Genomic DNA, 13,309 nt, shown 5'->3' on the forward strand with positions numbered 1-13,309 from the left:
GGGCACGCTTTCGAAACCGCTGTCCGAGGCGGGCTGGACTGGCACAGCCCGAAACGCAGAGCATCGTCTGCCGCGATGATGAACCTGCGCACCTGTTCAGTGCCGTGGGTCCTCCCCCAGGAGGGGACCCCCACGGCTGTAGCCGTGAGCGGATGTCACTGCTTGCGGACAAGTACGATGATGAGACTCACGATTGCAAGTAGTGTGACTCCGACTCCGAACCCAGGGCTCTCCGTCGACGTCGTTTCCGAATCGGGGGTGGGCGGTGCCGCTGGCGCGATCGTTACCGTCGCTTGCTGTCCCCCAAGTCGGTATATGTGTTCGCCCGCCTCTTCGACAGTCGCGTTGTAGCTAATTGTGCGCTCCTCGTTTGGGGCGAGCTGGACTCGTTGTGTCGCGAGTGGTTTTCCGTTTTGATAGAGTGTGAAATTTCCTGCTGCTGGGTAGGTGTGGTCGTTCTGTATCGTCGCGATAATCTCGACTGCATAGGTGGCTGGCCCTGTCGTCGTGGTCTCCTGGGCTGTAATCGACGTGACAGTCGGCTGTGCGGGCATTCGAACACTCACGGCAACGTGACTCCCTCCAACGGCTACACGGTATTCACCTGCCGTAGCGAAGGTATGAGAGAACGTCAGCGTCGTTGTCGCACCCGGTGCGAGACGACCTTGCTGGCGATCCGTCTGCTTCCCATTCACCTGCACTCGCGCATCATATTCGCCCGCTGTCCCACCTGTATTTGACGCTGTGACCTCGAAGCTAAGGGTTTCGCCAGTTGCGAGTCTAATCGGCCGATCCATACCGGCGGCCTCTGTCCGGTACGGACCACTCACACGGTAGCTTGCTGTATTCTCTGGATCGGAAAGCGTGTACCCGATGCGTGCCGGTGTGGCACCGAACACCTGCTCGTGTGTCTGTTGATCCCACGTCGAAGGAATCTCTCGAGTCGACGTGTACCGGTCGGTCAGCGTTACTGTGTCGTCGCCGCCGATTTGGCGTACCATCTCGCGGAACTCTGATCCGGTCACAGGCGCATTCTGGGTGTTCATCCGGCTGAGTACATCCTGCAGTGACTGTGTCTGTGCGGTCGTCTGCCGCGTCTGTCGATCCAGTTCCCCCGCGACTAATGCACCCTTCGTGTAGGGGGCGATCGTGTCCCACGTTGTCGGGTCAGCGAGGACTGCTGATCTGTCCGGCGTTCGTGTCCCAAGGGCTAATCGATCCCGAAATGCCTGGAACCCGATTCGATCCTGTTGGAGCGTCAACAACGCCGCGTAATACGTTGCACTCGCTTCGGTGAACCAGCGCACGTCAGTACTGGCAGTGTAGCCCTGGCGGGTGTGGACGTACTCGTGGAGCCAGGTGTTATCCGCCGTATCGAGGCGTTCGCTATCACGGACCCAGACGTCCGAATCACCGGTCTGGAGGCCACGGACGCCCCAGCGAGTCGATTCGGTCGGGGCAGCAATCATAAAAACAGTCTCGTCACGATCGCCGACCTGCAAGGTGTGTGAGGCCGCTGCCATCGAATCCAGGATACGCGTCGGTGATTCGGCAAGCTCGGCCCGTGCAGGGATGATCAATCTGAAGGTCTGCCCGTTGGCTGTCCGGGTGACTTCGCGGTGCTCACCCAGATACGCCATCGAATCACCGACGGCGCCGGGGCCGGCGGTTGTCGTCTCGCGGGACAGTCCGACGGTTCCGCCCCCAGTCCAGCTCCATCCCGTCGCTGTTGCCGGCACACGCATCAGTGCCCAATCACCACGATCGACAAACGTGTAGTCACCATTCCCCGCGATGGGGCCCGTGAAGTCTAGCGTCTCGTTGACTGACAACCGGTACGTGAGGGTCGGGGTGGCTGTCTGTCGATCCCAGCGATACTCTCTGCCATCACGCTGTATGAAGCCGTCCGTCGCCGTAACGGTTGCCCGCGGAGGCACTCGAGTTTGGACGTCTACGACATCGGTAGGCACCGAATACTGGAGTGTGACGACGATTTCACCCGGCATTTCTGGCGTCCGTTCTAACTCTTGGGTGAGTTCTATCGTTCGGGCTGTGGCTGAGGAGGTAGCTTGGGACGCTTCTAGCGGAACCGTCGAAATCGAATTGTTAGATGCGAGTGGTCGCTCCTGACTGGTTGAACCGACAGCTGCTGCTGCCGGTGGACACGCGCTCAGAACAAGGACTCCGACAAGGAGGTATATCGACGTCCGACGTTTCAAATTACAGTCCTTGTGCACAGACAGTCCTTTCGATAGCAATTCCTTAAATCCTAGTCGTGCTCATAGAGAGACCGGATTACAAGGTCAGACATTCCATCGCAGACGTCTCTGGTCCATCATATAATGGTCGACGGTCTCACGCGAGAGGTTCCCCTCGTCCAGAGAGGCGGCCGCTCGCGCTACTGAGGTGGGATGTTGGCCGGCTTGTCGATGACTTCGACGCCATCTTGGGTGATGGAGAGATGAATCCCCTCCACAGTAACCCGGACGTCGATCGCGCTGGCAGATGACTCGACTAGTTGGTCGAGTGCCTCAACGTCGATAGAATCGTAGAGCTGATACGAATCGCGCCCCAGCCCGTTGGCTTCGAGTGTCTCGACGAGTTCGACAAGGAGATCTGAGGATGCACCTGAGTTACCTGAGCTGGAGTGGTCCATGCTGCGTTTAATTAGTAGGTCGGCCCACAAGCAATTAAAACTGTGCAAGTGCGGCAAGCCGACTGTAGCGGTCGCTGGAGGTCAAAAGATCGGGCAGTGCTCACATCTGAGAACGGTACCGGACGTTCCTCTTACCGCTAGAAACACACTCTCGGTCTGTTAACCAACCGTGTTCGCTGTCGTTGTTGGTTACTATCCTGTTTGTATTGGAGCGGTGGTGTGGCGCTAATCCGTGAGAGCTGTGTCTCGGTTGTGGCTGCGCGCGCAGCGACCGCGGAGCGAGCACGGAGCGGTGGGTGGGGTGGTGGGACGTGGCTGGATGGTGCGGACACACCGATCAGTGGGTCCCGCTGCGACGATCGGCCATCCACCACAGCGATCGCATGACAAAAAAGGGTGATGTTGGCCTACCTGTCCCACCACCGGTCGCGCTCGGGGAATCCGACCCGGGCGCGCCGCGTCAGCGCCACCGACACGCGGCCCGCGTACCAGCTTGTGTTCGCGTTGGCCAGCCGGACGCGCTCACCTTCATCGATGCGTGGCTGGTCCGATTTTCGCCAGATGGTCACTTTGATCTGGCCGGTGTCATCCGCGAGCAGCCCGACTTGGCTGATGGCCAAACTTGTGGGCTCCCAGTCGTCGACCCACTCGCCAGCGATGCTCACGGGGCCGCATTCGACGTCGCCGACTGCCTCGATTGGAATGCTGGTTCCGGGCGCCGTTTGCACCCCGATGGCGCTGGGGTGCCGTTGCTGAAATATTGTGACAGTAACTAACACTCTTATAGGTGGTTCAAATAGAGACGTATCAGTGACGTACGACAATCTCGACACAGAGCTAGTGAATGCACTACTTGGAAACGGGCGGCAGAGTTTGCGGAGTCTCGCCGAGCAGCTTGATGTCTCTGTGACGACCATTTCGAATCACCTAGACGATCTGGAGGAAGCCGGGGCCATTACGGGGTATACACCGATTGTCAACTACGGGCGACTCGGCTATGACGTGACCGCTATTCTCCAGCTTAAAGTTGAGGGGCCGGGGCTCCCAGATATTACGGAGACACTGCACAACGAATCGCAGACCGTGAGCGTCTACGAAACGACCGGGGACTACGACATCATCGCGATTGGGAAATTCCGGGATACAGAAGATATGAACGACCAGATCAAGCGGATCGTGGCCGATGCAGACGTCCAGGAATCGAATACAAGCGTTGTGTTGAATGCGGTGAAAGAATACGAGCAATTCAGCGTTGCTAACGACTAGGGTAGTGAGGTAGCAGTTCTCGCAGCCGCGTGGTTGCCAACCAATTGACATTCTCCCCGCCTGAACAGTAGTTGCCGAATCAAATCTTGCTCCGTACTAACCACGCCGTTGAGTTTGCGCATTTCACGATCGTAGTGGATTTCGCGGTGACAGATGTAGTGAGAGAGCGAGGGAACGCCGCGCTAGCGGCGTTCCCGAGCGATGCCTCTCCGCGATAAGGCGTACTCACCGGTTATCCCGGTCAGATCCGAGGTGGACTCAGCCGTAGTCTGTCGAGAGAACGAATCTGCGGAAAATCCGCGTTGAGATCAGCGGTGTCTCTGGGACTGTTTCAGCTGAAGCTAACACGTTGGCTAGCACCCACAGATTGTACAACGAGACCGCGAACAGAAAGTAGAACAGTCGCACCGAGAACGTCGGCGACGACGTTCTCGGGAGGAAATCGCCGAGCTGTCGATATGACGTTTCGATCCCCCAGCGGCGGCGAAATGCCGCCGCGTACGCGTTCGCTGTCGACGAATCTACGTCCAAACTCGTCACAAACCAGACGTGCTCGTCTTCGCTTGTGCGGTGCGGAACCGCGAAGACTGAGACATCTACTGATGCCGTTGGTTTGCGATTTCGCTGCATCGTGTACTCGTCAGCAACCGTCTCAGCGCCGGCGCTGAGACGGTCTTTCATTCCACTACTCGGCCGTGCACGTACGATATAATCGACATCCTGCCGTTCTAACTCTGCGACAACGTGGACTTGGTAGAATCCACGGTCGAGGTAGACGTGTCGAATAGAGACGTACTGTTTAGCTGTCTCGAGCAAGGAGCGAACGGCGTCGCGCTTGGCGCGAAAGCCGTTCGCGTCCATCGGGACCACCGCAAGCGTAAATCGCGTGCGAGGAGCGACGATACACAGTGTTGCGAAACAAAACGCTTTGTTCGTTCCGAGATCTGGATACGTGGTTAGGACGTGTTCAGTATCGGCAGAGCCGTAGAAGCGCCACTCGTGGAGATCGATGGCAACATCGACGAACGCAGGAAGTCGGCGTTGAGACCGAAGGACTTCGAACAGTCGATCTCGGACGCCATCGAACTGGTCCGTGATGGCGTCTGCTGAGAGATTACGCAAGTGATACAGCAACGATTTAGCGAGCGAATTACGCGCAGTAGCGGTGATATCGACGTGTTCGTCACGATCAAGCTGGAGCGTTTTCCCACCCGTATTTGCGAACTCCTGATCAAAAGCAATCCGAGAGAGGATTTCTTGGAAATCCTCTCTCGTGTACTTGCCACACGGTTTCACGCCGAATTCGAGCGCTGGAAACAGCAGCGTCGACGCGGCACGGCAGACCTGTTTCGCCTCAGCTGTCTGGACCATCTGTTGACCAACACAGCCTAGCGTGAAGAGTCTCAGTCAGGTTCGGCAACTACTGTGAAGGGCGAGAATTCTCGACCGCGTTGGGATATTAACGTTCACGGTTAGAAATCTACTCTGGGACGACAAGAGATAGATTATATTGGCTGGGAAAATATTATATTTCTTCGCCACGTCGTGGTGGACATGGCGGACTCTCGCGATGGAGAAGACGAACCAGCATATGTCTCGCGGTGGAAGGACGCAACAACGGGATTCGACCGAGTGCGGTCGGTTTCGTCGTCTATTGAGGAGCCTCGGACAGCGGGCTGGATCGCTGATGAAGCACATGTCTCTGAGCCGACGACGCGGAACCATCTCGAACGTCTCGTCGACCTCGGTGTGCTCGTCACCGACGAGTCAGCACGAGGCAAGACGTACTATCCGGACCCGATCTACACGCGCCTGACTGCGATACAGGAGCTCGTCGCAGAGAACTCCGAAGCTGACCTCACGCAACAGGCAACAGCCATCCAAGCAGATCTCGAGTCCTGGAAAGCGGCGTATGATGTCGAGTCACCGCGGTCGCTTCGTGCATCCGTCACGGGAGACGTCTCGGTCGACGACGCCCAACAGCGGCTGCGTATCGCGGCCGATTGGGAGTCCGCACAGTACCAACTCTCGCTGCTTCGGGATGCGATCGATCACTACGAGACGTATACTGCCCGTCCACCGGCATCCGCATGACCAGCGCGGGCGACGATGATGACGGAAGTGAGCAGCCGACCGTCGATAATGCGTTCGGCCGCCAGCCACAGCGGCCGGATGGCGGGTGGGAGTCGCCGCAGGAAGCCGTTGAGAAGCGTCACCGGATTCTGCGCTCGCTGCGCGAGCAACTCGAACACCATCCAGCCATCAATTCCGCGTGGGGGAGCCCGGACGGTCAGTATGCTGAAATTGAGGCGGACGTCGACCCAGCACAGTTGGGGCGCGATGGTGAATCGGCATCGCTACGGGTGACGTGGCAGCCGAATCCTCACCTTCCACCGGAGACGAGTCTCGACGACCGCCGTCGGACATCACTCATGTCGAACTTCAAAATCCACTATAGCGAGGCGTCGGGATTCGACTGCGGCGTCCATCTCGAACCGAATCCCCACGTCAACGGCCACCTCCACTATCAGGAGCGGGCGTCACCAACCGACGAGTACGACTACGACGAAGTATCGCTTGTAGCGACAGCGCCGGTCGGTGTTCTCTGGGAGGCCCTCGAACTCATCGCGGATCGGCTTCAGCAGGCCTGAGTTGGGTACCGCGGTTCGAGAATCAAGGAGTTCCCAGCACGAGTACTGGGCGCCCTTTCTCCGAGAGCGGGTCGGTCACCCACACGATGTCACCGCGTTCCAGATCTTCGAACGCAGTCACTGCACGTCCTCCAACTCCTCTGTCTGGAGGTTTTCGAGCCGCTCCTCACCGTACTGATCATCCGCCCGCTCGTGGTGTCGATGCAGTTGGTAGGCAGACTGGAGCCGTTCCTCATCGTTCGTGATTGCCCAGTACGGGCGCTTGTGCCGCACGAGTCCGCGTTCCTTCAGGCGCGAGAGGAGCGCGCTGACAGCGTCGGTCTCCAAGCCAAGTCGCTCGGCGATCGTCGCCGCCTTCCACGCACGGTCATCGTGCTCGTCGAGGAACAGCACGATCCGCTCGGTATCATTCCGCTCCTCGAACTCATCGGGGTCGGCGTCCTCGAACTCATCGATATCGATGGTGCCGCTTGACATAGACTACTGTTGGAACTGTTGGGACATAGCTGTTTGGTGTGTTTGTTATTTGGGGTAGTGAGTTTCCGTACCGAGAGATGGAATCACTCCGCTGGCGCCGCGACGAGATGCTCCTCGAGGTCGCGCGTCCAGTACGTCGCGAGCCCGTCCGGACTACAACGGGCGCACAGCTGCAACGAGCCTTCCAGATGCCCCAGTTCCACGCGGAACCGGGTCAGTGCTGCGAGCGTGTCGACGACCAGCCCACAGCCGGCACAGGCGACGTGATCGCGCTCGTCGGGATCCGGCTCCGTCTGGATCGCGCAGTCGACACAGATCGGGTGGGTGACCCGCTTGTCTTGGCCCCAGGTGTGGGCCGCGCCAGTCTCGGTACCGGGCGGCGCGTCGCAGAACGCACAGCCAGTGAGCGTCTGCTGCATCACTTTCCCTCCGCGTCGGCGTCGCGGCTGGCCGTCCAGCCACGGTGGAAGACAGCTAACTGTGTCGATGAGTCGAACACGGTACCGCTCGGCTCGTGAACCAGAACTTGGTCCTCGGGAACCGCAGTGACGATGTCCGCCTCGACGAGGTTGCTGACCAGGTTCTGGGCCGTCGTGTCGTCGATGTCCGCCGTGTCGCCGCCGGCGGCGTCGCGGTCTTGGGCGAGCAGTTCTTTCTCGAACTGTTCGTAGTCGCGACTCGTGTCGTCGTGAGGATCGGGACCAGGCATGGTGAGTCACGCAGCGCCCGCTATTGCGCGCTGCACGCCTTCCGGCGCCGACAAACAACTCATAGCGTACAGATTCGGTACCTCCTCGGATTGCCCGGCCGCCAGGATACACTAACTCGAGGAGTCGGGCGGAGGGTGGGGGCAAGGGAGTGGATCCACCCCCAGCGTTAACCAACACCGTGTCGGTATCGACCGAGAATGTTGGTTAAGTCTAGCTGCTACGGCGTTCGGAGCTCTCGAACTGGCTTCACGACGAAGATGTCTGGGCCGCTGGCTGCTCCTTCACCTGACCGCTCCGCCGCCGTCGACGCCGACCGCGAGAGCTGGGTGATGAGCTCGTCGCGAACGGCTCGTCGAGGGATGGTGGTCTCGTGCCAGCCCATCCGGTCGTCGAAGTGCCGTTTCTGGAACTGCTCGCCGACGTCGTCGGCGGCGACGTACTGCGTCCGCGTCGACCGGCCGATCTGGTGGGCGACGAAGACGGCGCCCACGGCCTCGTGTGTGAGCTCGACGAGAGCACACTCCACGAGGGCGACGACCGACGCGTGATCCCGGTCGGTCGGAACCGTCACTTCGAGGTCTGCCCACGGCGCCTGACCGTCGGGGGTACTTGTCGCTTGATGCGCTGCTCCTCTCTTGCTGCGTTGTTCCGAAGCCATCGTCTATCGGGGGCACGTGATGCGCCCCGCCACCCCCTCGCGGGGGCAACAGACCCCACCGAAACGCACCCGTTAACCCTATGCGCTAATTCTGATACTTCCGTAGTTCCGCTACCCCTGTGACGGCCCCTCGGCCTGAGAGAGCCGGTGGCCTTCGCACATTGCATATCGCCTCTTTCTTTGGACGGAAACCGCGATATGAAAGGCGAAATAACGAGCTCAAATCGTAGAAGAACCCCGTCGGGACGATTTGAGCGCGTAGAAAGTACCTCGACGAGTTCCAGGATAATACTGTGATTTGAAAAATTGCTCGACGGCGGGGTAACAAAGGAGATTACGGACGTATCTGAATACTTTGGAACCGTTGCTTCACCGGGTCTGAATCTCTCGAGGTTCTTCGGCTTGGCACTTCGAATCTCGAAATCCCCCCTATTCCACCGGTTTCGGTCGTGTTAGGTGCTGAAAATAGCTCGACGGGAATCAGAAGTATCTGGTTCTGGTCTAAAGCCTAACTCTCGGTTATCTGAAAGACGTCTGGCTCTGTGAAATCGCTAAAATAAATTCAGATGGGGTGGTTCTTGTAGTCAATTTAAACAAGGATGTTAGCGTGAATCGTCTTCACTGAGGTAGCTGTCAAGAAACTCTTTATCTATCTCGTACCCGGCTGCTGCGAATCGGTTTGCGACCTTGTACGCATGGGATCCTGGTTCATCCCCTGCGTGGATGGCGTTTGTATACAGCGTCTCTCGCATCTCGTCTTTGCTTGAACGGGCAACATTGTGCCATTCTCCATCAGGGACCGCTTCAATAACAGCGTGGTAAACGGATATCGCTGCAGCAGGGTAGGTAGCTGACTGTTCGCCTAACCATTCCTCAAAAATCCGCACATGCGGGGCTTGATGAACGAGGAAAGGAGCAGTCCGCTCCACAAGGTCCTGTTCGTCCTCCAGACTGGTTGCATCAGTGTGTTGAAGACATTGAAGGAAATATCTGAATTCTTGATGGTACTCGGCGGCATCTTCGATATCGGTTATTTCACTTTCGACTTGACCAAGTCGCCACTGCCAGAGCCCACGGATCGCGTCCCAGTGATCGTCGAGCGGGCTGTCCTCGTTATCAAGAACTTGTGAGAATGCATCGGCCACGTTTGCTGTTGTCTCCGAATGCATCATATCATAGAATTGCCGTATTAAACTCTCATCGTCGTCAAGTGATTCGTCTTCAACGACATACGCCATACCAATATGGGACGCTGTCGTCGCTGCAGTAATCCATCCCTCATCAGACTCATCTTCGGCCAGCAAATCTAATGCATGCCTGTAGAACGGCCGTAGCTCCGAGAATGCTGGTTGAAGGAGTGGGTTACCTCTAGTGTACCCGTTCCACACTGCCGAAAACAGCTGCTTCGCCTCGTTTTCATCGCCTCTTGGAAAGAGGTCGTCCAAATGTGACTGAATCAGATCTTTATCTGCTGCCCAGAACGTCTGGAAATGCCTGCCCAAAGCCGTCCGCACCGGGACAGCGCTATCTTCAATTATCCTTGTCTGGATTGCTCCTCGGAGAGGCTCATCTAACCCATCGTCACCTAAACAATCGTTTTGATCCTTCCACCATATATAACTGACAACTGCACCGACCCCGTTTCTCCGTACTTCCTCTTCAGGGTCACCGACGCCACCTTTCCAACTATGCGGCTGTTCTTCAATTGTCTCAAGACCGACCTCCGTGAGCAAATGAACCAACAGCCCCTCAACGCGGACTAAGTACTTCCTGGGGAAATCAGTCTGGTCTGACTGGATACCCTCTCGGAGAAGCCGGACAATCGAGGTACGGCACCGAGACGGCCACTGACTGGGTTCATCTGTCACCGTCTCGCAAAACGACAGGACTGGCTGCCAGGAGAACCGCCCATCGTTCTGTAGCGCCTCAGCAAGCCCGTCCAGAACGACATCCGCGTACTGTGGCTTCGCATCTTCCAGAATACTGATTCTCTCTGCGTACGAAGCTGGCTGCTCCTTAACCAACTGAGAGAGCTGTTTGGCGAACCCCCAGTGACTGATCTCTACCCGCTCATCATCATCGAAAGACCACGATTGGTCTTCAGACGGTTTCCAGTCCACACACATCTGTAGGACTGTTTCAGCGGACCAAGTACGAAGCGTCTCGAGATCTTCCGGTCCTCGTTCATCCACAAAACCACCACGGACCGATGGTGTATACGGCTCGGACGCAGTCCTTTCTGGAACCCCGTATTTTTCGACTAAGAAGTCAATATACTCCTGCTGATCAGCTGAGACTTCCCCATCAAGGAGATACATGCGTTTCAATCGCCACCGCTCCACACGCTCCTGTACAATTTCGTCTTCAGACTGCTCACGATCTGGCGCTTCGTGGGCCGCCCGGTCCTCAATCCACTGTCTATCCTGTGGCCCTTCACGGAGTACCTTGTAAACCTGATTCTGCTGGCCGTCGTCGAGAGAGGAAAACGCGGTTTCTACCAGTCTATAGAAATCATACTGGATATTATCATCGTCGTAGTTTGTCTCCTCTCCTAACTCATCGGCAACGAGGTCTTGATATGAATCAGGGTGCTGACTGAGGAGAAACAAGCCGATACGCCGGAACGCAGGAATAGGGTCCTCTAGATATGATGTGATCAAATCTTCCCGACTATCTTCGTTTGGATCAGCACTAACCCACTGGTTGGCAGCGAGGCTCAGATACGTGAAGAGGATATGCTTCCGTTCACCGGAATTGTTCTCACCGTAATCAAGGTCTGGTATCGGGGTTCGGCTAGCTACTGATTCATAAACCGGCTCTCCTTCAGGATCTGTTCCGGCATCCAAGATCCTTCTTAATGCCTCATCTAATGCATTGAGGAACTCGTGGCCACACGCCTCAACAAAGATCTCACGTGTCTCCTGAAACAGCTCGTGGAGTTCATACTGTTCGAACTGCTCGTCCTGCTGCCAGTCGAGGTCGGCATCGCGTTGTGGTGCCCGAAGTACACCGCCTAACACGGTCACTGCGGCCTCTATCTCGCCATGTTCAACCAAATGCTGGATTAGTTGTATCGCATAGAAGTCCAATTGGTGGAACGACTCTGACTCTGAGACCCACGACTCGATAATAGCAGCTGTCTCAGCCGCTGCATCCGCCGGCAGATCGCCTGCGATGCTGATTAGCCACCGTCGCGTGTTCGGATCTTCGCTGTCGAGATTAGTAATAACCTTGACCACAAAGTCCGGGTGAACGTCGATGATGCTGGACAGGTACTGCATGTGAGGGATATCTGGATCAGCGAAGACTTCTTGATCGTAGAGTTGTTCGGCCCACGATTGATCGACTTTCTCGTCGAAAAAGTACCGTGCAAGCGGCTCTCGATCCTCCAAGTTAGACAGCACCGTCGACACGACGGTTTCCGGTACATCATCTGTCGGCCACGCTTTGAGCTCGTCAAGAAGAACAGTCGCCGTATAGAACGGCAATCCATCCTCTCCTAATGCTCTTTCCAGAAAACCAGCTACGCTCTGCTGTTGCTCCTGCAACTCGATCAGAGCGGACAGGTGATGGGTGCAGAGCGTGGTGGACTGTGTCCCCTGTTCGAAATCAGTTTCATCAGACGCAATCTGGCCTCGAAGCTGATCTGTATAGAACTCAAACGCTGCTACGTGGATTTCACCCGGATTCGACTCCTGGCGGAGCAAGAACTCCCTGAACTTGTCGTGGATCGCGTACCGAGTCGTCCCGTCGGGGCCGGTCCTCTTGTCTTGGACGATCACCCGCTTGTTGAAATCACGTAACAACCGGCGGACACCAACCTGGTCAAACCCGTCTTCGTCCGCCAATACAGCGCTACAAACATACTCATCTAGCTCGGTCAGCGGGGATGTCGCCTGGAGGAACCGCTCTTCATCTCCACCCAGCGCTTCCAGATACTCCACTTCAATATAGTCACGGATGTCTTCCTCAGGGACCTCGATAGCGGCGGCGGGATCCTCGATATCTGCCAAGAGGCCCAAGTAGTATGGATGGCCACTCACCCGGTCATGGAGTTTCCGTGCCGTCGCTGGTTCCATTTCAGGTACTTCGTTCATCAGGAGTTCGACGGACTGTGCCTCACTGAACGTAGAAAGTCGGATTACCGGAACTTGGCCTTTGAACTGTAGACGGCCTACTGATAGTAAGGTGACTTCCGGTCCAAGCACTTCGGCAATCTCGCTGAGAGCATCTTTTATTTTCTTCTCGTCATCGTCAACGTTGTGGATGTCATCAAGACAGATGAGTCGCTTATGACCGTCTGGAATGTAGTCAGCCATCTGATCCAGTGCTTCAATATATTGGAATCTATCTTCCGCCCACTCAGGGGGGTTTCGTGTCCATGAGACCCCGCCCCCGCCTCCGAATCCGCCAGCGCTAGCGCTTCCCGAGATACCGGTTATCTCTCGGTCGCCTTCCTTCACCGATTCTGGGATATCACCAAGGATCGTCCGGTAGATTTTCTGTGCCACCGTCTGGATACTGTGGTGAGAGCCTAACTCAACCCGTTCGGCCGAGTATTCGTCACCGAACTCGTCCTCCACCCAGTCAAGGAGAAAGGTCTTCCCAACACCTGGCTCGCCCGCAATATGAAACAGATTTTTCTCTCCGTCTAGGCGCTGAACTATCTGTTCTTGGACGCCCTCCCGTGGGACATAACTGACTGCCAAGGGTGACGAATCTGTCTCCACCTCCTGATCACCTCCGAAAAGGTCCTTGAGTTTCCTTCCGGCCCTCGTGATGAATGATCTCATCCTTCCAAGTCACCAGATGCCACCCGTTTAGCACAACTGATACTAATAGGAAGGGGAGAATAGCCGTTTCTTATCTCCGACCCTGGAATCGACTTTTA

Annotated in this window: 12 protein-coding genes and 1 pseudogene; 3 read left to right on the plus strand and 10 right to left on the minus strand. The window is 56.8% G+C overall.

The features are described from left to right. Window positions 1-155 precede the first annotated feature (155 nt). The 3 genes from NO930_RS13660 to NO930_RS13670 form a co-directional block, all read right to left on the minus strand. Complete coding sequence (locus NO930_RS13660; protein ID WP_256403847.1) at window positions 156-2,006, minus strand: CARDB domain-containing protein; 1,851 nt, start codon at window positions 2,004-2,006, stop codon at window positions 156-158. 392 nt (window positions 2,007-2,398) lie between these two features. Continuing rightward, entirely contained in the window at window positions 2,399-2,656 is a 258-nt protein-coding gene (locus NO930_RS13665; protein ID WP_256403848.1) for a HalOD1 output domain-containing protein, read from the minus strand. A gap of 407 nt (window positions 2,657-3,063) precedes the next feature. Next, window positions 3,064-3,384 carry a hypothetical protein gene (locus NO930_RS13670; protein ID WP_256403849.1) on the minus strand — a complete coding sequence of 107 codons (321 nt, stop codon included), beginning with the start codon at window positions 3,382-3,384 and terminating at the stop codon, window positions 3,064-3,066. An 82-nt stretch (window positions 3,385-3,466) separates the two neighbouring features. On the opposite strand from NO930_RS13670, the gene lrp reads away from it, so the two are divergent. Next, complete coding sequence (gene lrp / locus NO930_RS13675) at window positions 3,467-3,922, plus strand: HTH-type transcriptional regulator Lrp (RefSeq protein WP_256403850.1); 456 nt, start codon at window positions 3,467-3,469, stop codon at window positions 3,920-3,922. A gap of 258 nt (window positions 3,923-4,180) precedes the next feature. On the opposite strand, the gene NO930_RS13680 is transcribed toward lrp, so the two are convergent. After that, complete coding sequence (locus tag NO930_RS13680; protein ID WP_256403851.1) at window positions 4,181-5,293, minus strand: transposase; 1,113 nt, start codon at window positions 5,291-5,293, stop codon at window positions 4,181-4,183. Window positions 5,294-5,476: 183 nt separating this feature from the next. Here NO930_RS13680 and NO930_RS13685 point away from each other — a divergent pair, with 183 nt between their 5' ends. Further along, entirely contained in the window at window positions 5,477-6,016 is a 540-nt protein-coding gene (locus NO930_RS13685; RefSeq protein ID WP_256403852.1) for a winged helix-turn-helix domain-containing protein, read from the plus strand. Then, the gene (locus NO930_RS13690) at window positions 6,013-6,573 is read left to right on the plus strand and encodes a hypothetical protein (protein WP_256403853.1); all 561 of its coding nucleotides are present in this window, start codon (window positions 6,013-6,015) and stop codon (window positions 6,571-6,573) included. Before NO930_RS13685 ends, NO930_RS13690 begins: the two co-directional genes overlap by 4 nt. Before the next feature lie 25 nt (window positions 6,574-6,598). On the opposite strand, the pseudogene NO930_RS14100 reads toward NO930_RS13690, so the two are convergent. The 6 genes and pseudogenes from NO930_RS14100 to NO930_RS13715 all read right to left on the minus strand — a co-directional run. Further along, window positions 6,599-6,694 (minus strand): annotated as a pseudogene (locus tag NO930_RS14100) (PemK-like protein); the annotation flags it as partial. Further along, window positions 6,691-7,050 carry a MarR family transcriptional regulator gene (locus NO930_RS13695; protein WP_256403854.1) on the minus strand — a complete coding sequence of 120 codons (360 nt, stop codon included), beginning with the start codon at window positions 7,048-7,050 and terminating at the stop codon, window positions 6,691-6,693. The pseudogene NO930_RS14100 and the gene NO930_RS13695, both read right to left, overlap by 4 nt. Window positions 7,051-7,133: 83 nt before the next feature. Further along, window positions 7,134-7,469: a DUF7558 family protein gene (locus tag NO930_RS13700; RefSeq protein WP_256403855.1), complete on the minus strand. Its 336-nt coding sequence runs from the start codon at window positions 7,467-7,469 to the stop codon at window positions 7,134-7,136. After that, entirely contained in the window at window positions 7,469-7,759 is a 291-nt protein-coding gene (locus tag NO930_RS13705) for a DUF8069 family protein (RefSeq protein ID WP_256403856.1), read from the minus strand. The genes NO930_RS13700 and NO930_RS13705 overlap by 1 nt, the downstream gene beginning before the upstream one ends. Window positions 7,760-7,977: 218 nt before the next feature. Then, window positions 7,978-8,418 (minus strand): DUF8030 family protein, encoded by a 441-nt coding sequence (locus NO930_RS13710; protein WP_256403857.1) that lies wholly within the window; start codon window positions 8,416-8,418, stop codon window positions 7,978-7,980. A gap of 602 nt (window positions 8,419-9,020) precedes the next feature. Next, window positions 9,021-13,211, minus strand: a complete 4,191-nt coding sequence (locus NO930_RS13715) for an ATP-binding protein (protein ID WP_256403858.1) — start codon at window positions 13,209-13,211, stop codon at window positions 9,021-9,023. Window positions 13,212-13,309 lie beyond the last annotated feature (98 nt).

This window comes from Halorubrum salinum (assembly GCF_024494575.1).
Lineage (GTDB): Archaea > Halobacteriota > Halobacteria > Halobacteriales > Haloferacaceae > Halorubrum > Halorubrum salinum.

Coding starts and splice junctions, on each gene's coding strand:
- NO930_RS13715 (WP_256403858.1), bottom strand. CDS start 13,211: ATGAGATCATTCATCACGAGGGCCGGAAGGAAACTCAAGGACCTTTTC.
- NO930_RS13710 (WP_256403857.1), bottom strand. CDS start 8,418: ATGGCTTCGGAACAACGCAGCAAGAGAGGAGCAGCGCATCAAGCGACA.
- NO930_RS13690 (WP_256403853.1), top strand. CDS start 6,013: ATGACCAGCGCGGGCGACGATGATGACGGAAGTGAGCAGCCGACCGTC.
- NO930_RS13695 (WP_256403854.1), bottom strand. CDS start 7,050: ATGTCAAGCGGCACCATCGATATCGATGAGTTCGAGGACGCCGACCCC.
- NO930_RS13660 (WP_256403847.1), bottom strand. CDS start 2,006: ATGCCGGGTGAAATCGTCGTCACACTCCAGTATTCGGTGCCTACCGAT.
- NO930_RS13665 (WP_256403848.1), bottom strand. CDS start 2,656: ATGGACCACTCCAGCTCAGGTAACTCAGGTGCATCCTCAGATCTCCTT.
- NO930_RS13680 (WP_256403851.1), bottom strand. CDS start 5,293: ATGGTCCAGACAGCTGAGGCGAAACAGGTCTGCCGTGCCGCGTCGACG.
- NO930_RS13700 (WP_256403855.1), bottom strand. CDS start 7,469: ATGCAGCAGACGCTCACTGGCTGTGCGTTCTGCGACGCGCCGCCCGGT.
- NO930_RS13705 (WP_256403856.1), bottom strand. CDS start 7,759: ATGCCTGGTCCCGATCCTCACGACGACACGAGTCGCGACTACGAACAG.
- NO930_RS13685 (WP_256403852.1), top strand. CDS start 5,477: ATGGCGGACTCTCGCGATGGAGAAGACGAACCAGCATATGTCTCGCGG.